General features: G+C 59.9%; 24 protein-coding genes. 13 read left to right on the top strand and 11 right to left on the bottom strand.

All coding sequences use genetic code 11. The annotated features are described in order from the left end of the window. The 6 genes from AS026_RS09510 to AS026_RS09485 form a co-directional block, all read left to right on the top strand. On the top strand, positions 1-1,827 hold a 1,827-nt coding region (locus AS026_RS09510), incomplete at its 5' end, for a DUF4082 domain-containing protein (RefSeq protein WP_131815293.1). A 103-nt stretch (positions 1,828-1,930) separates the two neighbouring features. Continuing rightward, positions 1,931-3,115 (top strand): GTP-binding protein, encoded by a 1,185-nt coding sequence (locus AS026_RS09505; RefSeq protein ID WP_062369540.1) that lies wholly within the window; start codon positions 1,931-1,933, stop codon positions 3,113-3,115. Between the two features lie 218 nt (positions 3,116-3,333). Beyond that, positions 3,334-3,666, top strand: a complete 333-nt coding sequence (locus AS026_RS09500) for a type II toxin-antitoxin system TacA family antitoxin (protein WP_280950872.1) — start codon at positions 3,334-3,336, stop codon at positions 3,664-3,666. Then, positions 3,663-4,190 carry a hypothetical protein gene (locus AS026_RS09495; RefSeq protein ID WP_062369529.1) on the top strand — a complete coding sequence of 176 codons (528 nt, stop codon included), beginning with the start codon at positions 3,663-3,665 and terminating at the stop codon, positions 4,188-4,190. Before AS026_RS09500 ends, AS026_RS09495 begins: the two co-directional genes overlap by 4 nt. A 577-nt stretch (positions 4,191-4,767) precedes the next feature. Continuing rightward, positions 4,768-4,977: a cold-shock protein gene (locus AS026_RS09490; RefSeq protein ID WP_062369528.1), complete on the top strand. Its 210-nt coding sequence runs from the start codon at positions 4,768-4,770 to the stop codon at positions 4,975-4,977. Between the two features lie 365 nt (positions 4,978-5,342). Then, positions 5,343-5,624 (top strand): hypothetical protein, encoded by a 282-nt coding sequence (locus AS026_RS09485; protein ID WP_062369527.1) that lies wholly within the window; start codon positions 5,343-5,345, stop codon positions 5,622-5,624. A 32-nt stretch (positions 5,625-5,656) separates the two neighbouring features. On the opposite strand, the gene AS026_RS09480 is transcribed toward AS026_RS09485, so the two are convergent. Continuing rightward, on the bottom strand, positions 5,657-6,100 hold the full coding sequence (locus tag AS026_RS09480; protein ID WP_131815292.1) for an MFS transporter: 444 nt from the start codon (positions 6,098-6,100) through the stop codon (positions 5,657-5,659). A 127-nt stretch (positions 6,101-6,227) separates the two neighbouring features. On the opposite strand from AS026_RS09480, the gene AS026_RS09475 reads away from it, so the two are divergent. The 6 genes from AS026_RS09475 (at position 6,228) to AS026_RS09450 (ending at position 12,326) form a co-directional block, all read left to right on the top strand. Further along, the gene (locus AS026_RS09475) at positions 6,228-6,950 is read left to right on the top strand and encodes a FadR/GntR family transcriptional regulator (protein WP_025658300.1); all 723 of its coding nucleotides are present in this window, start codon (positions 6,228-6,230) and stop codon (positions 6,948-6,950) included. Beyond that, positions 6,947-8,113, top strand: a complete 1,167-nt coding sequence (locus AS026_RS09470; protein WP_018855411.1) for a PLP-dependent transferase — start codon at positions 6,947-6,949, stop codon at positions 8,111-8,113. The genes AS026_RS09475 and AS026_RS09470 overlap by 4 nt, the downstream gene beginning before the upstream one ends. Positions 8,114-8,150: 37 nt before the next feature. Next, positions 8,151-9,410, top strand: coding sequence for an ABC transporter substrate-binding protein (locus AS026_RS09465; RefSeq protein WP_025658301.1), 1,260 nt, complete (start codon positions 8,151-8,153; stop codon positions 9,408-9,410). A gap of 84 nt (positions 9,411-9,494) precedes the next feature. Continuing rightward, positions 9,495-10,430, top strand: coding sequence for a carbohydrate ABC transporter permease (locus tag AS026_RS09460; protein WP_018855413.1), 936 nt, complete (start codon positions 9,495-9,497; stop codon positions 10,428-10,430). 4 nt (positions 10,431-10,434) lie between these two features. Continuing rightward, the gene (locus AS026_RS09455; protein WP_025658303.1) at positions 10,435-11,265 is read left to right on the top strand and encodes a carbohydrate ABC transporter permease; all 831 of its coding nucleotides are present in this window, start codon (positions 10,435-10,437) and stop codon (positions 11,263-11,265) included. Positions 11,266-11,270: 5 nt separating this feature from the next. Beyond that, positions 11,271-12,326, top strand: a complete 1,056-nt coding sequence (locus tag AS026_RS09450) for an ABC transporter ATP-binding protein (protein ID WP_062369525.1) — start codon at positions 11,271-11,273, stop codon at positions 12,324-12,326. A gap of 11 nt (positions 12,327-12,337) precedes the next feature. Here the strand turns inward: AS026_RS09450 and AS026_RS09445 are convergent, their stop codons facing one another. The 6 genes from AS026_RS09445 to AS026_RS09420 form a co-directional block, all read right to left on the bottom strand. Next, complete coding sequence (locus AS026_RS09445) at positions 12,338-13,165, bottom strand: cell wall hydrolase (protein WP_062369524.1); 828 nt, start codon at positions 13,163-13,165, stop codon at positions 12,338-12,340. A gap of 271 nt (positions 13,166-13,436) precedes the next feature. Beyond that, entirely contained in the window at positions 13,437-14,483 is a 1,047-nt protein-coding gene (locus AS026_RS09440) for a sulfate/molybdate ABC transporter ATP-binding protein (RefSeq protein ID WP_062369523.1), read from the bottom strand. 10 nt (positions 14,484-14,493) lie between these two features. Beyond that, on the bottom strand, positions 14,494-15,366 hold the full coding sequence (gene cysW / locus AS026_RS09435) for a sulfate ABC transporter permease subunit CysW (protein WP_062369522.1): 873 nt from the start codon (positions 15,364-15,366) through the stop codon (positions 14,494-14,496). After that, complete coding sequence (gene cysT, locus AS026_RS09430; protein WP_025658308.1) at positions 15,356-16,213, bottom strand: sulfate ABC transporter permease subunit CysT; 858 nt, start codon at positions 16,211-16,213, stop codon at positions 15,356-15,358. The genes cysW and cysT overlap by 11 nt, the downstream gene beginning before the upstream one ends. 8 nt (positions 16,214-16,221) lie before the next feature. Then, positions 16,222-17,247 (bottom strand): sulfate ABC transporter substrate-binding protein, encoded by a 1,026-nt coding sequence (locus AS026_RS09425; protein ID WP_018855420.1) that lies wholly within the window; start codon positions 17,245-17,247, stop codon positions 16,222-16,224. A gap of 361 nt (positions 17,248-17,608) precedes the next feature. Then, a complete protein-coding gene (locus tag AS026_RS09420) occupies positions 17,609-18,064 on the bottom strand; it encodes a PTS sugar transporter subunit IIA (protein WP_018855421.1) in 456 nt (151 codons plus the stop codon). Positions 18,065-18,493: 429 nt separating this feature from the next. Here AS026_RS09420 and AS026_RS09410 point away from each other — a divergent pair, with 429 nt between their 5' ends. Continuing rightward, the gene (locus AS026_RS09410) at positions 18,494-19,537 is read left to right on the top strand and encodes an NAD(P)-dependent alcohol dehydrogenase (RefSeq protein WP_062369520.1); all 1,044 of its coding nucleotides are present in this window, start codon (positions 18,494-18,496) and stop codon (positions 19,535-19,537) included. A 78-nt stretch (positions 19,538-19,615) separates the two neighbouring features. Here AS026_RS09410 and AS026_RS09405 read toward each other — a convergent pair whose 3' ends face one another. The 4 genes from AS026_RS09405 to AS026_RS09390 form a co-directional block, all read right to left on the bottom strand. Beyond that, positions 19,616-20,452, bottom strand: coding sequence for a nickel-binding protein (locus AS026_RS09405; RefSeq protein WP_062369539.1), 837 nt, complete (start codon positions 20,450-20,452; stop codon positions 19,616-19,618). A gap of 179 nt (positions 20,453-20,631) precedes the next feature. Next, a complete protein-coding gene (locus tag AS026_RS41655; protein WP_131815291.1) occupies positions 20,632-20,877 on the bottom strand; it encodes a hypothetical protein in 246 nt (81 codons plus the stop codon). 95 nt (positions 20,878-20,972) lie between these two features. Next, the gene (locus tag AS026_RS09395; RefSeq protein WP_062369518.1) at positions 20,973-22,055 is read right to left on the bottom strand and encodes an alginate lyase family protein; all 1,083 of its coding nucleotides are present in this window, start codon (positions 22,053-22,055) and stop codon (positions 20,973-20,975) included. A gap of 1 nt (position 22,056) precedes the next feature. After that, positions 22,057-24,804 carry a tetratricopeptide repeat protein gene (locus tag AS026_RS09390; RefSeq protein ID WP_062369517.1) on the bottom strand — a complete coding sequence of 916 codons (2,748 nt, stop codon included), beginning with the start codon at positions 24,802-24,804 and terminating at the stop codon, positions 22,057-22,059. Positions 24,805-24,815: the final 11 nt, after the last annotated feature.

Genomic DNA, 24,815 nt, shown 5'->3' with positions numbered 1-24,815 from the left:
GATGCGACCGAGAAGGGCGGTGTTGCCAATGGCTCGGGTGGTTCTGTCGCCAGTGGCAACGTACTGACTAACGACACCGATCCTGACGCCGGCGACACCAAGACGGTCACGGCAGTCAGCTTCGGCTCAACAACAGGCACGCTCGGCACCGCACTTGCCGGTGCCTATGGCAGTCTCGTCCTCGCGGCCTCGGGTGCCTATACCTATACGATCAACGAAATCAACTCCGCGGTGCAGGCGCTGCGGCTGTCGACCAACACGCTGAGCGAGGTTTTCAGCTACACCATGCGTGACACCGCCGGGGCCACCGCCACGGCCGCGCTGACGATCACCATCCACGGCGCCGACGACGCGCCGGTTCTGGCGGTCCAGACCGCCACCCAGAATGCCACGGTCAATACCGCCTTCTCGTTCGCGTTAGCGGCCGGCACCTTCACCGATGTCGACAGCGGCGAAACGCTCACCTACACGGCAACATCTGCCGACGGCTCGGTTCTTCCCACCTGGCTGAGCTTCAACGCCGCGACGCAGACCTTCAGCGGTACGCCGACGGCAACAGGCACCTCAGGCATCAAGGTGACGGCAACCGACATTGCCGGCCTCGCCACCAGCGAGACCTTCAATATTACCACGACGATCGCGGGCAACACGACGCCGACGGCGGTTGCCGACGCTGGCGATGCGACCGAGAAGGGCGGCATTGCCAATGGTTCGGGCGGTTCTGTCGCCAGCGGCAACGTGCTTGCCAACGACACCGATCCGGATCAAAACGACACCAAGGCCGTCACGGCGATCAGCTTCGGCGCGACGACAGGCACGCTCGGCACCGCACTTTCCGGCACCTATGGCAGCCTGCTGATCGATGCGACAGGCGCCTATAGCTATACGATCAACGAGACCAACTCCGCGGTGCAGGCGCTGCGGCAATCGACCAACACGCTGAACGAGGTCTTCAGTTACACCATGCGTGACGCCGCAGGCGCCACCGCCACGGCCTCACTGACGATCACCATCCACGGTGCCGACGACGCCCCTGTTCTGGCGGCCCAGACCGCCACCCAGAATGCCACGGCCGGCACCGCCTTCTCCTTCGTGCTGCCGGCCGGCACCTTCACCGATGTCGACAGCGGCGACACGCTTACCTACACGGCAACCTCTGCCAACGGCACCGCTCTTCCCACCTGGCTGAGCTTCAATGCCTCGACGCGCACCTTCAGCGGTACGCCGACGACATCAGGCACGTCAGACATCAAGGTGACGGCAACCGACATTGCCGGCCTCGCCACCAGCGAGACCTTCAGCATCAATACGGCGGCAGCGCCTGTGACCTATAGCTTGTTCAGCGCTTCCAGCACACCGGCCCAGACGAACCTCAACGATGGCCAGCAACTCGAGCTCGGCGTCAAGTTCCAGGCAAACGTTGCCGGCGATATCACCGGTATCAAGTTCTACCGCAGCGCCAACGACAACGGCCAGAACGTCGTCGACCTGTGGACGACCGGAGGCACCAAGCTCGCCACCGCCACCTATTCCGGCACCACCGGCAGCGGCTGGCAGACGGTGAACTTTGCAACGCCGGTCACCATCACCGCCAACACTACCTATGTGGCGTCCTACCACACGACTGGTGCCTATGTGGCGACCGACGGCTTTTTCACCAGCGACGTCACCAACGGTCCTCTGACGGCCCTCTCAAGTGCCGCCGCCGGTGGGAACGGCGTCTACAGCTATGGCGGGTCCGCGACCGCGGGTCTCTTCCCGACCAGCACCTTTGATTCGGCGAACTACTGGGCCGACGTGGTCTTCCGGCCGCAACTCGCAGCGTGATGAGTCGGCCGAAGTGAGAGGCCGACTTCAGATGCAATGAATGCAATGCAGGTTCTTGCCGCGGCAAATATCCGTCGCAAATGCCGACATCGAAAGGATGCCGATGGAAGGAACAAAGAGGCTGCCGGTGACAGTGCTCGCCGGTTTTCTCGGGGCTGGCAAGACGGCACTCCTCAACCATGTACTGGCCAACCGCGAGGGCTTGCGGGTCGCCGTCATTGTCAACGACATGAGCGAAGTGAACATAGACGCCAGCCTCATTCGAGATGGCGGCTCCAACCTGTCGCATACGACAGAGACATTGGTCGAGCTGAGCAATGGTTGCATATGCTGCACCCTGCGCGACGACCTGTTGACGGAAGTTCGGCGACTGGCCGAGGAAGGGCGATACGACTATCTGTTGATCGAGGGGACTGGGATTGCCGAGCCACGCCCCATCGCCGCAACCTTTTCGTTCCGCGACGAAAACGGGATCTCCCTATCCGATTTTGCGAAACTTGACACGATGATCACAGTCGTCGACGCGGCAAGCCTTCTTGCCGACTACAGCAGCGCAGACCTGCTCCGTGATCATGGCCTGGAGCGTGACAGTGAGGACCGGCGAACCTTTATTGACCTTTTGGTCGATCAGATCGAATTTGCCGACGTTGTGGTAATCAACAAGGTCTCGGATACGACCGAAGACGTTCGCGCCGAGGTTCGCCGGGTGGTTGCCGCACTCAATCCGGATGCGCTCCAGGTGGAGACGGATTTCGGCAGGATTCCTCTCGCGACCGTTCTCAACACCGGCCGCTTCGATGAGGCAAAGGCAGCCGCCCACCCGTTGTGGCACAAGGAGCTCTACAGCCCAGGCACCCATGTTCCAGAGACGGAGGAATATGGGGTGTCGAGCTTTGTCTACAGGACAAGGCGTCCCTTCGATCCCATGCGATTTCGCGCATTCCTGGATGAGCCCTGGGCGGGCGTCATTCGCGCAAAGGGCCATTTCTGGCTTGCCACGCGCCCGCGTCACGTGGGTCTGCTGTCGGCTGCCGGAGTGCAGCGGCGCTGCGAACCGATGGGGCTCTGGTGGGCGGCGGTGCCCCGGCAAGATTGGCCTGTCCATCCGCAGTTTCGTGAACGTCTGGAGAGCCACTGGGACAGCGCCTGGGGTGATCGTCGGCAGGAGCTGGTGTTCATTGGTGTGGGCATGGATGAGACAGGCGTTCGCGGCGCGTTGGACGAGTGTCTGGCCAGTGCGGATCCGCGGGACTGGTCCGCACTCGAAGATCCGTTTCCGGTTTGGTAGCGCGGGCGGCACTATTTGCTCGTTGACCTCTCTGATGCTTTCGATGTTCCGTCTGACACCTTGCTCGAGGGCAATCCACCTGCATCGGCAATATATGCAAGTCTCCATGGCCTGTGGCCGAGCGACGATCTCGGCCTAACCCTTCTGCGGGAAGCCCGGCAGCGCCCCCGGGGGGTTGGGTGGGCAGCGTACACCATCAAGACGCACCATCTTGAAAAATCGGGTGCAATCGCGTACATCTTGAACATGTACGATTTAGGAGAAAGACGGAGATGCCCCAGGCTGCCGTAGATGACAACAAGCGCATGAATTTGCGGGTTTCGCCAGAAACGAAGGCCAAGCTCGTGCGCGCCGCTGCGCTGCGCAACACCGACCTGACCAACTTCGTGACCCAGACCGCCTTACGCGAAGCCGAAGCCGTGATCGAGGCGGCCGAGGTCGTTCGCCTGACCGCGCGCGATCATGCGCGCGTGCTCGAGCTGCTGGAAAATCCGCCCAAGCCCAATGCGAAGCTGCGGGCGGCAATAGCAGGGTTGCCTGACACTCTATGACGCTGCCCGCCTGGAGAGAGGAAGCCATCGCGAAATCGCATGATCGTCAGTCCTTCGATTGCGGCGATCCAACGATGAACGACTTTTTCCGACGCTATGCGCGTCAAAGCCACGAACAGAACGCCTCAAAGACATTCTGCGCGATCGACACTTCTGAGCCCAATCGTGTGTTGGGATTCTACACGATCGCCCCCTCCTCCGTGGTACACACAGGCGTGCCGGCGTCGATGACGAAGGGGCTGGCCCAGCATGAAGTTTCTGGGTTCAAGCTGGCTCGGATTGCAACGGATGTCTCCGTAGCAAGCCATGGATTGGGTGGCCAGCTTCTCGCGGCCGCGGCGCTTCGCTGCCTGCGGATCGCGTCCGAAGCCGGCGGCGTGCTACTGATTATCGACGCAAAGGGCGAGCGCGCTGCCCAATGGTATGGCAGCTATGGGGCCGAGCCGCTGAAGGACCAGCCGCTCACGCTTGTTATGCCGCTCGCCAGCTTCGCTGCCGATCTCAAGGGTAAGGGTCTCCTTTGACGGTCGCTCAAGCCTGTAACTTTGGACGGTCGATTGCAGGTTGTTTCTCTGATATTTGATAATACAACTGACCGTTCTTCTTCGAGAGTCGAAGCCACTTATTGCCGCACTCTGGAGCGTAAACTGCGCGCCACACGCACGCCATAAGACAAATCAACGGGGCCGCTCGTTATCTTCAGCGTGAGGCAACAGCCCCCTGCTTAGATAGACTGAGAGACACGCTCTACATGCTCCGGCTAGATGACAATGTCCTCTTTGTCTGGCTAACCCATTGATTCTTTGTAGGCTGTTTCATGCATTTGCGCCAAAAACAAGAGTCTCGGCACCTGTAACGAGAGCCCGGTTTTCAAAGCTAGCCGGAAGCCTGTTTCCCGGCGAAAATTCCACGATCTTGTCCTGCTCGTCATCGACTGAGTCTCAAGTAACTGTGACAAGTTGGACGACACAGCAAGAGCTCCATCCAATTCCAGCTTGCTGACTGGACTTTGAGCGGCAACGCTGCGCTACCGTATTTTCCCTTGCGAAGGACGCCCGTCGGCTACATGTTGGAGCCGTCTCGTAGTTCAAGAGGTAAGCTATGCCAACGGGTACAGTTAAATTCTTCAATTCCGACAAAGGGTTTGGCTTCATAAGCCCCGAGGGCGGTGGCAATGACGTGTTTGTGCACATCTCGGCCCTTCAGGCTTCTGGTATTCAATCCCTTCACGAAGGTCAGAAGGTCTCATTCGATACCGAGCCAGATAAAAGGGGTAAAGGCCCCAAAGCTATAAACCTCGAAGTGCTGTAATCCTTCAAACGCACTTTCGCACCCTCATCGGCGGACTTGATCTCGCCAACGATTGTGGAGGTGCCCATCCTTCAGCTTGCCCCGCGCGTTGTTGGCGACCAGTGCGGTTTGGCCAGCCGGCGATCCGTCGCTTGCCGACGTGTGGAGCAACTGAGCCCCGCGCGCCCCTTGCTACGTGGTTCGTTCACCCTAACTTATTAGGGAAGCATAGTCAGATTTAGCTTCGTCTCAAATTGTCCATGCAATAGGCACGCGGCTGCCACTACTTTGTCGCTCGAAAACCTTCTCCATCTGCCAGGTACCCCCCGCGAGTTTATCGCAAACCAGCGCCGGGACCGGTCTTCGGCACGCGCGAGGAGACATTCATGAACGATATTTCGAAAACTCTGGCCGATATGACCGCGGTTGAAAGATCAAGCCTGCTCGATACCGTAGCCGAGGCGCTCGAGGCTACGGCAGACGCGGCTGAGGATGTGGGCGATCTCCGCTTCGTCGCCAGCTCGCTATTCGTTGCGGCTACTATTCGAGGACTTTCCGGCGATATTCGACCTGAGGATATAAAGGCAGCAGAGATTCTTCTCGAGCAGGGCATCGTGCTCGTGCAGCAATTCTCAAATCGGAGAGGGCGCGATGCAATGCTCAATTAGCAGCGCGCCGTCGGAATAGAGCCGTCAGACCGTCAATCTTCAGGATACGCTCGATCATCCCTCTCCATCCGCTCTTCTGTCGGCTTAGAAAATATTAGTTCGCCGGATACCGTCAGAAGGCCCGAAAGTGCTGGTGCAGCTAGCGCGCTGGTCAGGTTCAAAGGCAGAGCTATGACGGACACTGCAGCCGCATATTCGGCCTTCTTGAAGAACACCAGAGGCATGGTTGCGCGCGCCACAGTGAATGCCCCGCTCCCGACTCCGAAAAGAAGTAGACAAGCGACTAATGTCGCCGGGCTAGGGCCGAATGCGAAAAGCACCAAAAGGCCGAGGGGATCATCGATCCGGCCACGATCCCGGTGGAAACCGCATTCCATCTTTTCCCGCCAACAAGGTCTTTGAGCCGGCCGCAAACCTTTAAAACCCCCATGTTGGTTTCCGCGCAGAACTGAGCCGGTTAGGCGCATAATTTCCATTGAGAATTTCCGACAAACCGGACGCGCTCGACACTACCGACTTGCCCTTGACGTTTCCGCAGCTTTGGGAAATGCTAAGACGTCAGACCAATTTTCAGGTCGACTGCCTATAAGAATTCTGGGAACCATGAAGGCACCACGCAGCGACAGGCCGGTTATCCGGCCGCTTCCGGCCATGGATCGGGCACGTCAGGTGACCGATGCACTGGCCGAGTATGTTCAGAGCGCGCAATTGAGGGCAGGCGATCGCCTGCCGGCGGAGCGCGAGCTGATGGCGGCGCTAATGGTGGGCCGTTCGACGATCCGCGAAGCGATCCGTCATTTCCAGGCGCTCGGCGTCATCGAAACCCGAAAGGGCAGCGGAACTTACCTGCTGAAACCGGTTTCGAAGGCGACAATCCATATGCCGCTGTCGCTTGATACCGGCCATCTGCGTAACGCTCTTTTGCAAACGCTCGAGGTGCGTCGCGGGATCGAGTGCGAGGCCTGCATGGTCGCCGCACGCAAGCGGACCGACAAGGATCTCATCCTGATCGAGCAGAACCTCAACGAGATGGAGCGCGTCCACATAGAGAAGGGCACGTCGGGGCCTGAAGACCTTGCCTTCCATCTGGCGATCTACGATGCCACCCACAATCCGCTTTTCCGCCAGCTTCTCGAGCAGATGCGCGAGACATTCTGGCAGTTCTGGGAGCATCCCTTCGAGCGCGAGGACTTCGCCCGCCGCTCGTTTCCCTTTCACCGCACACTCTTCAACGCGATCGCTGCCCGGGACGCCGAGGCCGCGCGTGAAGAGACACTGAAGATCCTCGGGGTCGTCGAGGAAGATATCAAGGAAATGTCGAAATGAACAACGGCGCAGACGCGTTCGATCTTGCCTCGCTCATCACAGCACACGACGAAGGAAACTTCGCCGAAGCCGTCGTGCCACCGATCTTTCAGACGTCGCTTTTTACCTTTTCAGACTATGACGACATGATCTCCTCCTATCGGGGCGAAAAGGTCCGGCCGATCTATACGCGCGGCCTCAACCCGACGGTTCGCATGTTCGAGGAAATGCTGGCAAAGCTCGAGGGCGCTGAAGATGCGCTCGGCTTTGCCAGCGGCATGGCAGCGATCTCCTCGGCGGTGCTCTCCTTCGTCGAGCCGGGCGACCGGATCGTTGCCGTCAAGCACGTCTATCCCGATGCTTTCCGCCTGTTCGGCACGATCCTGAAGCGCATGAAGGTCGAGGTGACCTATGTCGATGGCCGCGATGAAGAGGCGGTAGCCAAGGCGCTGCCCGGCGCCAAGGTCTTCTACATGGAAAGCCCGACCAGTTGGGTGATGGAAGCCCATGATGTCGGCGCGCTCGCGGCCCTTGCCAGGAAGCATGGCGTCGTCACCATGATCGACAATAGCTGGGCGAGCCCATACTTCCAGCAGCCGATTTCACTTGGCGTCGATATCGTCATCCATTCGGCCTCGAAATACCTCGGCGGCCACAGCGACGTCGTTGCCGGTGTCGTTGCCGGCTCGAAGGAGATGATCGCCCGCATCAAGGCAGAGGCCTACCCCTATCTCGGCGGCAAGCTCTCGCCGTTTGACGCATGGCTTCTGATCCGTGGCCTGCGCACATTGCCGATCCGTATGCGGGCGCATGAGGCGGCCGCGATGACGATCGCCAGGCGCCTGCAGGAACTCGACGTGGTGGAGACGGTCTGCCATCCGGGCCTTGCCAACCGGCTTCCGGCTGGCCTCAACGGCACGTCGGGCCTGTTTTCCTTCATATTCCGCGAGGGCGTCGATATCCGCGCCTTCGCCGATCACCTCAAGCTCTTCAAACTGGGAGTGAGCTGGGGTGGGCATGAAAGCCTGATCGTACCAGGCGAGGTCGTCCTTCAGCAGAAGGCGCAACCGAATTCCGCGCATACCTTCGGGATCCACGCGCGGTCAGTACGCCTTCACGTCGGCCTCGAAGGAACTGAGGCGCTGTGGAAGGACATCGAGGCGGCATTGGCGGTCGCCTCTTGAGTTGACAACCTGAAAAACCTGAAAAGGGGGAGCAAGCATGAAAAGACTGATCACCGCCACTCTACTCGCCACGATGATGGCCGGTACGGCGCTCGCCGATACCACGCTGAAACTGGTCGAGGTCATCACCAGCCCCGAACGAACCGAGACCCTGAAATCGATCGTCGGCAAGTTCGAGGCCGCAAACCCCGGCACCAAGGTCGACATCATCTCGCTGCCCTGGAACGAAGCCTTCCAGAAGTTCGCGACAATGGTTTCGGCCGGCGACACGCCAGACGTGATGGAAATGCCCGACACCTGGCTTTCGCTTTATGCCAACAACGGCATGCTCGAAAGCCTCGAGCCCTACCTTGCCAAATGGGAGCACACCAAGGGCCTGACGCCGCGCGCCCTTGAACTCGGCCGCGACGTCAAGAACACCGCCTACATGCTGCCCTACGGCTTCTACCTGCGTGCGCTGTTCTACAACAAGAACCTCTTCAAGGAAGCGGGCGTTTCCGAGCCGCCGAAGACGCTCGACGATTTCGTCGCAGCTTCCGAAAAGGTCTCCAAGCTCCCGGGCAAGTCCGGTTACTGCTTGCGCGGTGGTCCAGGCGGCCTGAACGGCTGGGTGATGTTCGGCGCGACAATGGCGGGCTCCAACAAGTTCTTCAACGAGGACGGCACCTCGACCATGAACAGCGAAGGCTGGGCAAAGGGTCTCGAATGGGTTGTCGATCTCTACAAGAAGGGCCTGACGCCGAAGGACAGCGTCAACTGGGGCTTCAATGAAACCGTCGCCGGCTTCTACTCGGGCACCTGCGCGATGCTCGACCAGGATCCGGATGCGCTGATCGCGGTTGCCCAGCGCATGAAGCCGGAAGATTTCGGCGTCACCAAGATGCCGGTCGGCCCGAGCGGCAAGGGCTTCACGACTATCGGCTTTGCCGGCTGGTCGATGTTCACCACCAGCCAGAACAAGGATCTCTCCTGGAAGCTGATCGAGACACTTGAATCGCCTGAGGGCAACATCGAGTGGAACAAGCGGACGGGCGCACTTCCGGTTCATACCTCGGCCGAGAAGGACCCCTTCTATGCCGGCGATCAGTTCAAGGGTTGGTTCGAGGAGCTGGCCGATCCGAATATCGTCCCGACCGTGATGCCGACCTACCTCGAAGAGTTCGCCTTCTTCAAGGATTCGCTCGCGATCAAGACGACCCAGCAGGCGCTTCTCGGCGACATCACGCCGAAGGAACTGGCTGACCAGTGGGCAGATTATCTGACCAAGGCACAGCAGAAGTTCCTCGCCAAGAAGTAACGGACCACCGGCGGCGGACCTGTCCGCCGCCTCCTTCCCTGTCTTGCGACGGCGCAACGAGCGCCGCAAAACGGATTTTGTCTGATGACCATGACTGCCGATACGCTGGAAAGGCGCCAGGACAGACGCCCCTGGCTGAAGCGCGTCGCCGATGCCTCCGAACCCTATCTCTACAGTGCGCCATCGCTGGTCTTGATCATTGCGGTGATGCTGGTGCCACTGGTGATCGGGGTGTCCTACGCGTTTCGTGACATCCAGCTGCTCAATCCCTTTTCGGGCGGCTTCATCGGGCTCGACCATTTCCGTGCACTCTCGCAAGATGCCGCTTTTTACGGTGCCTTGAAGAATACGCTGTTGTGGACGGGCGCCTCCGTCCTCCTGCAGTTCATCTTCGGCCTCATCCTCGCGCTTCTGCTCGACAAGCCGTTCTGGGGCAGGGGTGTCGTGCAGGCTCTGGTCTTTCTGCCTTGGGCTGTCCCATCCTTCCTCGCCGGTCTGAACTGGGCCTGGCTATTCAATCCCGTGATCGGGCCAATCCCGCACTGGCTGTTTGCGCTGGGGCTGATGAGCGAGCCTGCCAACATCCTCTCCGATCCGCAACATGCGATGTGGGGACCGATTATCGCCAATGTCTGGTGGGGCATTCCGTTCTTCGCGATCACCCTGCTTGCCGCACTGCAGGCGATCCCGCGCGATCTCTATGAGGCTGCCTCCATCGACGGCGCCGGCTGGTTCCAGCGGTTTCGTTCGATCACCTTGCCCTTCCTCGCACCGACGATTGCCATCACCGTGCTGCTGCGCACCGTCTGGGTCTCCAACTTCGCCGACCTGATCGTCGTCATGACCGGCGGCGGGCCGGCCGACCGGACGCAGATCGTCGCGAGCTACATCTTCACGCAGGCCTTCAAGCGCCTGGACTTCGGTTACGCCTCGGCAATAGCACTGGTGCTGCTCGTCCTGCTGCTCGCCTACTCGATGCTGATCATCCTGCTGCGGCAGACCCTGCTGAACAAGGATTGATGCCATGAAGCGATCCCTTCTCCCCACCATCGCGCATCGCCTGGCCATTCTCTGCTACATCGTCTTTGCGCTGTTTCCGCTGTTCTGGCTCCTCAAGGTGTCGGTGACGCCGAACGACCTGCTCTATACGGAAGGCGTCCGGATGTGGCCTTCACGGACAACCTTTGAGCATTATTCCTTCGTCATCCAGCACAGTGCCTTCCCGACCTTCTTCAAGAACAGCCTGATCGTGTCGGCCTCGACCGCCGTCGTCGTGACAATCTGCGCTTCGCTTTCGGGCTATGCGCTGTCGCGCTTCAACTTCCGGGCGAAGTACTGGATCGTCGCCTTGATGCTGCTGACGCAGATGTTCCCGCTTGTCATGCTGGTTGCGCCGATCTTCAAGATCCTGACGCCACTGCACCTGACAAACAGCCTGACCGGTCTCGTCGTCGTCTACACCGCCTTCAACGTGCCCTTTGCCACCTTCCTGATGCAGTCGTTCTTCGACGGCATTCCGAAGGATCTCGAGGAGGCAGCGATGATCGACGGCGCAACACAGTTTACGGCCTTCCGGCAGATCATCCTGCCGCTGACGCTTCCCGGCATCGCCGCAACGCTCGGCTTCGTCTTCACCGCTGCGTGGAGCGAACTGCTCTTTGCCCTCATGCTGATCAACGGCAACGACGCGGCGACCTTCCCGGTCGGGCTTTTGACCTTCGTTTCCAAATTCTCCGTGGATTTCGGGCAGATGATGGCGGCGGGCGTGCTCGCGCTCATCCCGGCCGGTCTCTTCTTCCTGCTCATCCAGCGTTATCTCGTCCAGGGCCTGACGGCCGGCGCGGTCAAGGGTTAATCAAAATGGCATCGATCGATATCCAGAACGTCAAGAAGGCCTATGGCCCCGTCAAAGTGCTGCATGACGTCGACCTCAGGATCAAGGACGGCGAGTTCGTCGTGCTTGTCGGCCCGTCGGGCTGCGGCAAGTCCACCCTGCTGCGCATGATCGCTGGCCTCGAGGACGTTACCGGCGGCGAGATCCGCATTGCCGGCAATCGCGTCAACGAGCTGCATCCGAAGGACCGCGACATTGCCATGGTGTTCCAGTCCTATGCGCTCTATCCGCACATGAATGTCGCCGGCAACATGAGCTACAGCCTGAAGCTTCGCAAAACCGCAAAGGAAAAGATCGCCAGCGCCGTCGGTGCTGCCGCCTCCAAGCTCGGCCTCGACCCGCTGCTCGAACGCCGGCCGAAGGCGCTTTCGGGCGGCCAGCGCCAGCGCGTCGCCATGGGCCGTGCCATCGTGCGCCAGCCGAAAGCCTTCCTCTTCGATGAGCCGCTGTCGAACCTCGACGCGCGCCTGCGCGAACAGATGCGCGCGGAAATCAAGAAACTGCATGGCGACCTGAAGGCGACCTCGATCTATGTCACCCACGACCAGATCGAGGCGATGACGCTCGCTGACAGGATCGTTGCCATGCATGGCGGTGTCGTGCAGCAGGTCGGCAGCCCGCTCGAACTCTACGATACCCCCGCCAACCTCTTCGTCGCCGGCTTCATCGGCTCGCCAGGCATGAATTTCCTGGACGCGACCTACACAGACGCTGGGGTCCGCCTGAAGGACGGAACGGTTGTCCCGCTCGCTGCGCCGCTATCGCTGACAAACGGTGCTAAAGTCACGCTTGGCATTCGTCCGGAGCATGTTGTGATTACAAGCGAAGGCGGTCTGAACGCGAACGTCGAATTGGTCGAGCCGACCGGTTTCGGCATCATCCTGCATCTGTCGCTGCACGGCCTGCCATTCAAGATCTTCACGCTCGACCGGGCGGCGTTGACATCCGGCCCGACAATCAACGTCTCGTTCCCCGCGCAGCATCTGCACGTCTTCGATGCCGATGGAAACAGGGCGAAGTAGGGCGAACAGCCTCAGCCGTGGGCGAGGCTGCCGCGCAGAACGGCGTTATCGACGTCCGGCCTCGGCGTCGGAATGGCGACCGGTATCACCGCGTCGGTGGTGACTGGCACGACATCTCCCGCCGGTGCCGGAGCAGCCGGTTCCGTTCCCAAGGTCGCCACCGTCCCTGGCATCGGGATCGGCACAGGGACCGTCGTCGGAACAAGCGCCTCGAACTGCGCGGGCATCATGCTGCGGCCCGGCAGATAGTTCATTGCAACTTCATATGCGGGTAGGGGTGCTGGCGTCTGCAGCGCGCCGTCCCGGCCACGCTTCTCGTAGAACGCATTGCCGCCGGCAATCGTCACGTAGTGCATGTTGCGATATGGAAACGTCAGACCGTCCGTGTGAAAGAACATCGCGTCCTTGACGCCCGGATGCCGTTCGCCACGCAAGATTGCGTCAGCGGCGTCTGCCAGTTCAACCTCGGCCACAGGCTCGACTTCGCGCGTCATCACGCCAGGTGCAAACTGCCTCTGTTGGGCGACGACACCGCAAATTGAATCGGGATAGGCGCCCGACGTCAGACGGTTCATGACCACGGTTCCGACCGCCATGTAGCCGTCGCGATCAGAATGCTCGGATTCGAAGTACATTGCCCGCTTCAGGCAATCGCGATCCTTGGCCGTATAATTGAAGGTAACTTTGGATGATTGCGCCGCGTACGCCGCATTCCTGGGCTTGGTGGCTTCGCTCACCACCTTCGAAGCCGGTTGCTGTGCGGTCGTGCAGCCTGCAGCAGCCACGCCCGCGAGCAAAATCCCGGCGAGAGATTTTCCCAACGATGTATGCGCCCTCAATGTCAGGTGCCCCCTATTTAGAGTAGTAAGCCCTTCTCGATTAAGTGATCGCTTTTTTACCTGCGTTTCGGGTAAATTTCAAACCCAATTAGTATCACAATTTGATTTGGGCGCCTTTCGCCCGGCTGCGCAGGGTGATTCGCACTGCTGCCGCCCACCAAAAACAAAGAGATCTTCCATCGCCGGTAATGGCTGCCCGGCGGATGCAACCACCGAAATCGGCCCGCGCGGCATGCTGATTCGTACCGTTATCGACCGCGTGGACCCGTCACTATGAAGCCGGCCGGAACAACTTCCACCGTGTCGGTCTGAAGGCGATCCGCGTCCGATCGAGCGCCCCTGCCTGCGAAGGCGACAGTTCGAGTTCGATGGGCGGATGTCCCTTGCCGATGTCGACCTCGATATGGCGCGTGCCGGCAACGCGCCGGCTTGTCGTCAGCAGACCGGCGATGCAACCGGCGCAGCCGTCCCGCAACTCGATATCGTGCGGCCGGAAGTAAAGCTGGGCGTCTCCATCCGCTTCGCTCTCGACCTTCAGCCCGAGCGGCCGGTCCTCGAACCAGATCTCGCCGCCATTGACCCGCACGTCGAGACAGTTCGACTGTCCGACAAAGCCAAAGACGAAGGGCGAATTTGGGTTGTCGTACACGTCGTCGGGTGTTCCGATCTGCTCGATCGCGCCCTGGCTCATGACGACCACGCGGTCGGCAAGCTCCATCGCCTCGTCCTGGTCGTGCGTGACGAAGACGGTGGTGTGGCCGGTGCGATCATGGATCTCGCGCAGCCATTTGCGCAGGTCCTTGCGCACCTGGGCGTCGAGCGCGCCGAAGGGCTCGTCAAGCAGAAGCACGTTCGGCTCAACCGCCATGGCGCGCGCAAGCGCCACGCGCTGACGCTGGCCGCCGGAAAGCTGGGCCGGATAGCGCTTCTCCAGGCCGGAGAGCTGAACGAGGTCGAGAAGCTCCAGAGCCCGCCTGCGGATCTCAGCCTTGGGCGGACGCCGCGCGCCATCGCGCACTTTCAGGCCGAAGGAGACATTGTCGAGCACGGTCATATGCCGGAAGAGAGCATAATGCTGGAACACGAAGCCGATATTGCGCTGCTGCACGGTCTTTTTCGATGCATCCTCGTCGCCGAAATAGATCGACCCTTCCGTCGGGCTCTCGAGACCGGCAATAAGACGCAGCAAGGTGGTCTTGCCGGAACCGGACGGTCCGAGCAGCGCAATCAGTTCGCCGGAATGTATGTCGAGCGAGACGTCGTGCAGCGCCGGAAAGCGTTCGAATTCCTTGCGCAGGTTTTGTACGCGAACTTCCATTCTAATTCCTTCAGTGCCGTCGGCTGGCGGCGATTTCTTCGCTGTATCGCATCTCGAGCAGCGTCTTTAAAACAAGGGTCACGAGCGCAAGCAAGGCAAGCAGGGTGGCAACGGCAAACGCGCCGGTGAAATTGTACTCGTTATAGAGAATTTCCACCTGCAGCGGCATGGTGTTCGTCTGCCCCCGGATGTGACCGGAGACCACAGAAACGGCGCCGAACTCGCCCATGGCGCGGGCGTTGCAGAGCAGTACGCCGTAGAGCAGACCCCATTTGATGTTCGGCAAGGTCACATGCCAGAAGGTCTGCCAGCCACTGGCCCCGAGCGATATCGCCGCCTCTTCGTCACCCGTCCCCTGTTCCTGCATCAGGGGGATCAGCTCGCGCGCCACGAAGGGAAAGGTGACGAACATGGTCGCGAGAATGAGCCCCGGAACGGCAAACAGGATCTTGATGTTGTAGGCGCTCAGCCAATGACCAAGATAGGTATTGGCACCGAGCAACAGGACGAAGACCAGGCCCGAAATGACCGGCGAGACCGAAAAGGGCAGGTCGATCAACGTTGTCAGAAGAGCCTTGCCCTTGAACTCGAACTTGGCAATCGCCCAGGCGGCCGCCACTCCAAAAAACAGGTTGAGAGGCACGCTGACACCCGCGACGATGAGGGTCAGGCGAATGGCAGAAAAGGTCTCCTCGTCCTGAAGCGCCTCGAGGAACGGTCCCGCCCCCTTGCGGAAGGCTTCGACGAAAACGGCTGCCAGGGGCAGAAGCAGGATCAGCGTCAGGAAAGTGAGAGAGACAAGGATCAGCGTCCACCGCGCGAACCGGTGCTCGGTAACGGCGGAGCGCACCTTTGTCGGCTGAGCGCTGGTATCAAGTGCCATAACCATATCTCCGTCTGCTCCAGCTCTGGATGAGGTTGATGATCAGCAACATGGCAAACGAGATGACCAGCATCACGGCCGCGATGCCCGTCGCAGCTGCATAATTATATTCTTCGAGCTTGATGACGATCAGAAGCGGCGCAATCTCCGAGCGAAACGGAAGATTGCCGGCAATAAAGATCACCGAGCCATACTCGCCGACGCCGCGGGCGAAGGCGAGCGCAAAACCCGTCAGGACAGGTGGGGCGAGGCCCGGCAGCAAAACGCGGAAGATCGTCTGCAGGCGCGTGGCGCCAAGCGTTGCGGCAGCTTCTTCCACCTCCTTGTCGATCTCCTCCATGACGGGCTGGACCGTCCGCACGACGAAGGGAAGGCCGACGAAGACCAGGGCAATGACGATACCAAGCGGCGTGAAGGCGATCTTGATGCCGAGTGGTGTCAGGAACTGGCCGATCCAGCCATTCGGTGCATAGAGTGTTGCCAGCGCAATACCGGCCACGGCGGTCGGCAATGCAAAGGGCAAATCGACCATGGCATCTATGATGCGTTTGCCAGGGAAGCGGTATCGCACGAGCACCCAGGCCAGAACGACGCCGAAGGCGGCATTGAGGCAGGCGGCTGCGAAGGCGGTTCCAAAGCTGATGCGAAGAGCACTCAGCGTTCGCGGATCGAAGGCGATGGCCAGGAATTTTGTCCAGCCGAGCTCGCTCGACCGCCAGGCAAGGCCCGAAAGCGGAATGAGGATCAGAAGGGTGAGCCAGGTCAAGGTAAGGCCGAGCGCCATTCCAAAGCCTGGAATGACGCTCGGCCGTCTGAACCGCCACCGCGTGGGGCTATATGCTTTCATGCGACGTATTATTGTGCCGGCTTGTAGATTTGGTCAAATACGCCGCCATCGCCGAAGAATTTCGGCTGCGCGTCCTTCCAGCCGCCGAAATCATCGATTGTCGCCAGCTTCAGGTTCGGGAAGCGCGCAATGTCTGCCTTGTCGGCAGCTTCGGGCTTGATCGGCCGGTAGAAGTGCTTGGCAGCAATCTTCTGGCCTTCGTCCGAATAGAGATAATTCAGATAGGCTTCAGCGAGCTTGCGGGTGCCCTTCTTGTCGACGTTGCCGTCAACGACGGCGACCGGCGGGTCCGCGCGGATCGAGAATGCCGGGGTGACGATCTCGAACTGATCGGGACCAAGTTCTTCCAGGGAGAGATAGGCCTCGTTCTCCCAGGCAAGGAGGACGTCGCCGAGGCCGCGCTGCACGAAGGTTGTTGTTGCGCCGCGCGCACCGGTGTCGAGTACCGGGACATGCTGCAGGAGCTTTGTTACATATTCCTGTGCCTTGGCGTCATCGCCGCCATTGGCCTGCTTGGCCCATGCCCAGGCGGCCAGGAAGTTCCAGCGCGCGCCACCCGACGTCTTCGGGTTGGGCGTGATGACCTGGACATCATCCTTCACCAGATCAGCCCAGTCCTTGATGCCCTTCGGATTGCCCTTGCGCACAAGGAAGACGATCGTGGAGGTGTACGGCGTCGAGTTGTTGGGGAACTTCGTCTTCCAGTCGGCAGGGATCTTTCCAGTCTTCTTGGCAATCGCGTCGATATCGCCCTCGAGGGCGAGGGTTACGACATCGGCATCAAGCCCGTCGATGACAGAACGCGCCTGTGCGCCGGACCCACCATGAGAAGCCTTGACGGTGACCGCTTCACCGGTGTCCTTCTGCCACTTCGCAGCGAAGGCGGCGTTGAAATCCTTATACAGTTCTCTCGTCGGATCGTAGGATACGTTGAGAAGCGTCTGATCGGCGAGTGCGGGAGCGACAGCCCCGATTGCGACGCTGCCTGCCAGCGCCACAGCCGCGAGAAGCCGTGTGATCCTTATGGACTGCATGGAAACCTCCTTCGTTGATGGCCGAAACTCTACCAAGTCAGTCGTATAATGAAACGAAGAATGTTTCTGTTCCTCCCTCAACTCTGGAATGGCATCCCATTTGGAAGCCACTTTGGAAATTCACTTGCTCCCTCGGGCACGCCGAACCTTCAGGTGCACCCCTGAACACGGCCCGTCTGCGGTCGCTTATCCTCATCGATATTGCCGGAATCGGATCGGATGCACCGGCTGGCGGGTCCACCGAACGAGGCCAACTTTGGTCGAGAGGCATTCGGTGCGATCCTGTCTGCCGGGTCGGGGCAGCAGCTTGGGGCCTGCGGCGCTGGCACACCGAGCCAAATCGGAGAGATCTATCGGTTCGTCAAAGACGCGAATCCGCCAGGAAATCAGAATAGAGTTCTTCGACGGTCCTGGCCTTGCGCATGGCTGCAAGAACCCCCGGCGCCTGCAGTTGACGCGCGATTGCCGCCAGCACGTTCAGATACTCGCCGCGGTTGGCCTCGCCAAACAGAAGCGCGAAGGCAATGTCTGTCGGCACGTCGTCGACGGCCTCGAAATCGAGTGGCCGCGCAAAGCGCACGAGCAAGCCACGCGGATGTGTCAGCCCTTCCACGACAGCGTGGGGAACGGCGACACCATTGCCGATCCCCGTCGATCCAAGGCTCTCACGGCTCTCCAGAGCCTGGAGTATCTTCCTCTCCTCGACATGGAAGGCGATGGCGGCTTTCTCAGCAATATTCGCCAACGCCTTCCATTTCGTCGCCACCGACACGCCGATGAAGGTGTGCTCGGGACGGATGATCATCGAAAGGTCCATGAAGTCTCTCTTGTCGTTCGTGCGGGCGGATCCGGGGATCGGCCAGGACTGTCGCTGTCGCCAGCCGGTTTCGTGGGTCGCCTGGCTCCGCGTTCATAGGCTCAGACGGGATAAAGGTTCGAGCGTGATAAACGACTACAAATATAAGCACGGCATAAAGATCACCCAAGCTTCCAACCACTGATCGAGGAAAGTTCAGGCAAGCACCCAGTTTCTAGAAATGAATTTATCGGCGGTTCCCGGTGGACCATCGTCAGCGATAAATCGCGTCAGGTCCAGCTGATCCGACCTCAAGCAAATGAGCATTTGAACTTTTATTGGGCAAAAGCCTTCTAGATCGGATTGAATGCGAAGGCTCCGGATCATATAGTCCGTCCAAAGCTGCCGCGCCCAGACACGGCGGGCGCCAACCGGGAAGGAAACACACAAATGGCCAAAGTCCGCGCGCTGGTGCTCGAGCGCCAGCATGAACTCGCGCTTCGCGACATTGATTTGCCAATGGAGACAGGCCCGGAACAGGTGAAGATCAGGATCCACACCGTTGGGGTTTGCGGTTCCGATGTGCATTACTACACCCATGGCAAGATCGGTCCCTTCATCGTCAACGAGCCAATGGTGCTCGGACACGAAGCGGCCGGCACCGTCGTCGAGGTCGGCGCCGGCGTCACGCATCTGAAAGTCGGCGACCGCGTCTGCATGGAGCCCGGTATCCCCGACCCCAACTCCAAGGCGAGTCGCCTTGGAATGTACAATGTCGACCCGGCCGTTACCTTCTGGGCCACTCCGCCGGTCCACGGGGTGCTGACATCAGAAGTCGTGCATCCGGCCAATTATACCTACAAGCTTCCTGATGGCGTCAGCTTCGCAGAAGGCGCCATGGTCGAGCCCTTCGCGGTCGGCATGCAGGCCGCAGCAAAGGCGAAGATCAGCCCAGGCGATACGGCCGTCGTGCTTGGTGCCGGTCCGATTGGCACGATGGTGGCGATTGCCGCTCTTGCCGGTGGGTGTGCTCGCGCTGTCGTTGCTGATCTGGCCCAACCAAAGCTCGACATTGCCGCCCAATATCAGGGTGTCATCCCGGTCAATATCCGCGAGAGGAACCTCGTCGAAGAAGTGGCACGCCTGACGGATGGCTGGGGCGCTGATGTGATCTTCGAATGCTCCGGCTCGCCAAAGGCCTGGGAAACCATCATGGAACTGCCCCGTCCGGGCGGCGTCATCGTCGCCGTCGGTCTGCCGGTCAATCCGATCGGCTTCGATGTCTCGACGGCCTCGACAAAGGAAATCCGCATCGAGACCGTGTTCCGCTACGCACACCAATACGAGCGTTCGATTGCGCTGCTCGGCTCCGGTCGTGTCGATCTCAAGCCGCTGATCTCGGAGACATTCAGCTTCGAGGATTCCATTGCCGCCTTCGATCGCGCCGTCGAAGCGCGTCCGAGTGACGTGAAGCTGCAGATCGTGATGGGGTAGGGCGCCGTTTTCGCAGGCTCTGTTGCGTTCATTCGGCGCGAACCTGCCTGCGGCGCCGACATCGATATTGCGATTTGCCTACTGCGACAGAACTCCCTCGGCGTCGCTCCAGGCGCATTCGAATGCCAGCACCGGCTTCGAAAAGCCCTTGAGACGTCGGCGCGCCGCGTTGGCGAAGAGATCGGAGGCTCCGTGCTCCCTGAAGATATTCTCCGATACGAGTATCTGATCGACTCCGGCTGCCGCGCAGAGCCGAGCGGCGAGCTGCACCGTCGAGCCGAAGAGATCGTGGCTGTCTTCGATCGGCTCGCCGCAATCAAGGCCGATACGAACGTGAATGGGTTCCGGCGTTCCGCTGTTATAGCTGGTGAATTCGCGCTGGATGCTCATGGCACAGCCAACGGCGGCGTGCGTCGAAACAAACGAGGCCATGATCCCGTCGCCGGTATGCTTCACTTCCCGACCCTCGCATTGTGCCAGGCAACGGCGCACGATCGCATCATGCGCTCGCACCAGTTCCGCAGCCATGCGGTCGCCAAGGCGTGATGTCATCTCCGTCGAGCCCACGATATCGGTAAACAGGATCGCCCTGTGCCCGGCATCCCTTTCGGCATCGGGCCGGCCGGCCTTCTGCTCGGGCTCGTGAATGCGCCCAAGGAATGCCTCGACCGCCGACAACGCCACCTCGACCACTTCACCGGCGACAAATCCATGTGCCTCGCGATGCACGCATTGCGCGGTCTCGGCGTCCGGCGCATCGATAAGGCAGAACGCCGTTCCGCGTCGCTGGTCATACCAATAGGTGAGGAACTTCACCCCATACCGATCCTCGACAGCCAGATCCCTGCGATGCGCCTCGGCTATGTCTTCGGCGGATGTCCCCGCAAGATCATGCCGGTCCATGAAGATAGCCACGTGCGTGCGTCCTTCGGAGAGCCCCTCAGCATTTGGCGGCATGTTACGCCGTTGCCACCGTCAGGTCCACATGAGGGGATGCTTGCGCGTCGGCGGGCGCCCCAGAACGCCTTGCTGACAGGGGCCGGCCGCTGGATATTCACACCGCAGATGGCGGAAAACATGGACGCTGGCCGGCGTCAGAAAACGCAGCCTCGTGCCTCAAGCCGCATCTTTCTTCTCAATATGATTTCGTTGCTTTTGCCTGAGTTTTTCGCTTTTGCTATCAGCTTTGCGCAGGTCTTCGGACTGAGCCTGGATTGACTGTCAGGCGCAACATATCCGCTTTGTTGTTGCGGGGCAGTGGGCGGAGCAGCAAGAACCGGATTAAAGGTGAGTGCGGCCACGGCACTGAACGCGATCCCAAATACCAGGTGCTTTTTCAACGCGACCTCCCTATTGATTGGTTGTTGAGGATAGGGTGCAAGCCCGCCTTTGGCCGTCAGTCGTGGTAAAGCAGGGCGTTCCAGCTATCCTGCACTCATTTTTTCGACTTCGCGGAATACTGACTGGTCAAGTTTCCGCCGAGGTTCGAATTGGATAGCGGCCGGTAGCGCTCGGCGAGCCGTGTCGCTTTCTCACTTTGCCGAAACTTCAGATAGGGTTCCAGCCATGCGATCTGGAAGGGTTCGAGTTTTTCCTTGCCAGTCGAAAATGTCTGTTCAGTGCCTGCCTTGGCCGCAGCCAGCTCTGGCTTCTGGAGTGCGGACAGCGTGAAATCAACGATCCGGTCGAGCTTGCCCTGGCACACGCTGAAACTGTCGTTGAACTTCGCATTGAGGAGTGCCGCATTGACGACAAGAGGACCCACCGCATGAAGCTGGTAATGGAGCGCCTTGTCGCCCCGCTTCATCTCCAAGGGCAGTCCGCCGTCATCGTCTGCCGAGCATATGACCATCTCATTCGTCTTTGCGCCCCAACTGGAAAGCTGGTCATTGTCTGTCGCAACGCCGATCTGGCCGACGGCGAGCCCTGCCCAGGCCCGTAAATTGTTTCGCGAAGCCATTTTCGGCGCGTCTTCGTCGAAGAATGTCATGAGCTTCACGCCGAGAGACTGAAGCCAGGTTTCGATCGCCTTCTTCTGTTCGTCGTCGGGCGGCGTGACGGCCTTCGCGTCGTGGTAGGATATTGCCATTCCTGCCACTCGCGGCGAGATCGCAAGCTTGGCATTGAGCGTGCCGAGGTCGGAAAGTGCGCCGGCATCCGCCCAACTCGACAGCGCACGATACAAACAGCGGTTCGTTTCGTCCCGCGTCGAAGCCTTCGGCGACTGGTCGGAAAGATTTGCCAGGCTCCTGACATAGACGTCGATCGGCTTCAACGCCTTGTCGACGGCCGCATCTGCATTCTCGTCGATGTCGGAACGAGACTTGTCATTGCTTTCATATCGGCTGCCCAACTCCAGGCTGACCACAGGCTTTCCGACGCTGGGGCACTTTACGGCCGCCAACGCGTAGGACGGTGCAGCAAGCAGGCCCATTGTCATGATGATAGATGGAAACTGCCACTTTCGGCGCCGATCGACGTGACCTTCGCATGGTGTCCAGAACCGAATGGTCTGCATGTCAATTGGCCTTCATTGTCATCACAACGAGCATTTCCTTGGCCTCCTTGTTGCCCAGGCTTGCTGCCTTTTCGAGCCACGTCCTGGCCAGCGAGAGGGATGGGGTGGTGCCAATACCGAACGCGTAATTTCTGGAAAGCAGCACCATCGCTTCGACATCGCCCTTGCCAGCTGCCTTTTGGAACATATCCTGGGCGACCACCGCGTCTTCGGGACCGTCCATCCTGGCAAGCTGGAGCTTGCCAAATTCCCTCATGCCGACCGGATCGCCGGCTGCGGCTGCATCGTGAAACAGTGTCGCCAGGTTCACGCGCGCCAACACCTGCTGCTGTATGGCCTTGTGTGATCGCTCAAGCCGCGACAAGCTGTCAAGAATCTGCGCAGGCGAAGCCTTGCTGATCGTCGCCACCATCAGGTCGACCGCCTTTTCCTGGGAGTAATTGGCGCCCGCGGCGTCCAGGTAGGCCTTCAGCAGATACTGCTGGGCCTTTGCGTCGCCGCCCAAGGCCGCGACCTCAAACAGCCGCATGGCATTGGTCTGCATATCGGGCTGTGGGATCCGCTGGAACGTCTCGCCGAGCAGTCTTGATCTCCACGGCTTTCCTGCAGAAAACGCCTCTGCAACCGTCATCCATTTGACGGCGTCCGCCGCCTGATTGAAGGAGAAATAGGCGCTGGCCATGGAAAGTGCCGAATCGAAGGAGCAATCGATTCTACCCGCCGCCCGGGCAAGATAGCTCCGCTTTTGTTCGACGTCGGAAACCTGTCCGGCCGCAAAGATCATTGCCTCCGTATCACCGCGAGCTTCGATAGCGTCGCTATACTCCCGGTAGACGTCGGCAGCCGATGTCGACGGGCCCGACTTTGTTGCAAGTAGCTGCATGGCGGCTCCCGATCCGCCTGCCGCTTCGGCATGAAGGAAATCTCCCGCCGTCTTAACCAGTTTCGCGTCTTGACCAAGAGAGGTCAGGATAAGATCGGCGGCGGCCGTCTTTGCACCCCGGCCGCCGGCTTGCGCCGCTTCCAGCAGCATTTTCAAGGCAGCCTTCTTGTTGTCTGCGCCGTCGTCCGCCTCCAGCATTAGAACTGCGTAGGCGGTCTTCGCGTCGGGATTTTGCGCAACGCGTTTTTCCCATTCGCCGATCGCCTCCGGGGTAGCCTTCGACATCTTGAGATACCAGAGATACCCCGCGATGAAATTCGATTGCCCGTTCAAGGCGCCGGACTGCAGGCTCGCCGTTTCGGCAGTGCTGGGACGCTCGACAAGATCTTCAATGGTCTTGACAGACCACCCGGCATTGAGCGCCTCTTTTGCATTCACCGACCAGTATTTTGCCTTTTCAATCTGCGGTCCTTCAGGGGCATGGCAAAGGTAGGCATCTCGAAGGTCGGCCATTGTGTCCGTCCGGCCATAGCTATCAAGCAATTCGAGGAGCAGATTTATGCCATCGTCGAACTGACCGTCGGTCGCACTGTGTTGAAGACGGATCAGAGCCAAACTGCGGATTGATGTGGCATCCCGGAGCTGGGCGCCCTTTTCGAACAACTCGGTCGCCGTTTTCTCTGCCCGCCAGTAGCCGCTGTCATCGATAGCGAGATTGCCAAGCTTTGCAAAAGCCCAGCCCGGTGGGTCTGGGAGTGCCGCGAGTTCATTCAATGCGTGGCGGTATTTTTCGCGCCCCCCTTCATGATCGGAGTCTTCGTAAAGGTTTGCGAGTTTGATCAGGCTGTTTCGGTGGCCGGCTGCAACAGCAAGCTGATAGTAATACTCGGACTTGGCCAGATCCCTTGGAACAATCGCCCCAACCTCATAGAGGTGCCCGAGTTCAGACTGCGCAGCAACCACGCCCTTGTCTGCGGCAAATTGGAGATAGTGGATCAGTAGATTGTTGTCCTTGGTAATCTCGGAGCTATCGAGGTGGTAACGGGCAACATTCCAGGCTGCGTTTCCATCTCCAAGATCGGCCGCAAACCGCAACCACGCCTCAGAAATACGGCGATCCGCGGCGACCACTTCTCCCTTTTCGTACTCCCGCGCGATCCGCGTGACGCGGTCGCATATTCCGTTGTCGAGCTTGCCAACCATCGCGCCAAAGGCCATCGTTACGGCCAGCGACGGATCGACGCTCCAGCCCTGGATCTGCTGACCCTCGAGATTTCTCTTGGCGAGCTCCAGAAGCGCGTTGGGGTTGCCGCCGTAGGCGGCTGACACGAGATAGGAAAGGGCCTTCTTCTCATCCTGCTTCGTGCTTACACCATCAAGCATGAGTTCAGCAGCAAGATAGAGGCTCTTGGGTGTGTTCGCCTCTCCGCGATTGATCAGCTGTTCAACCATCTTGCTCTGACGCAGCTCGTCAGTCTTTCCGGCCCGCAGATAGAGTGTAATCTCTTCAGCGGCGACATCGTCTGGCTTCATTCCGGGATCGATCGTAGGCAGAAGTTCGATCATTCGTTTTATGATCGGAAAATACTGTTGCGGGTCAATGTCGCGCAGGCGCTGAGCCTCCCTCAGAACAAGCCAGGCCTGTTGCTTCGGAAGCGCCTTTTTGTCCCAGGCAAGCCAGCGACCGACGACGTCGCTGTCTTGGGAGCGCTGTTCGCAAATGGGTTTCAACTCGATCGCCGGAGGCAGAAACTCAACGGCGACCGGCTTTGCAGCAGCGGATGCGGCCCCAAAAACGGCAAACACGCCCGCTGCCACGCTGAGACGGCTGATCCGTAGAACTGAGAAACGCAAACGCCCGGTCACGATTGGATCTC

It is taken from the genome of Rhizobium altiplani, from assembly GCF_001542405.1.
GTDB lineage: Bacteria > Pseudomonadota > Alphaproteobacteria > Rhizobiales > Rhizobiaceae > Rhizobium > Rhizobium altiplani.
This window is presented reverse-complemented; position numbering and strand designations above follow the sequence as displayed.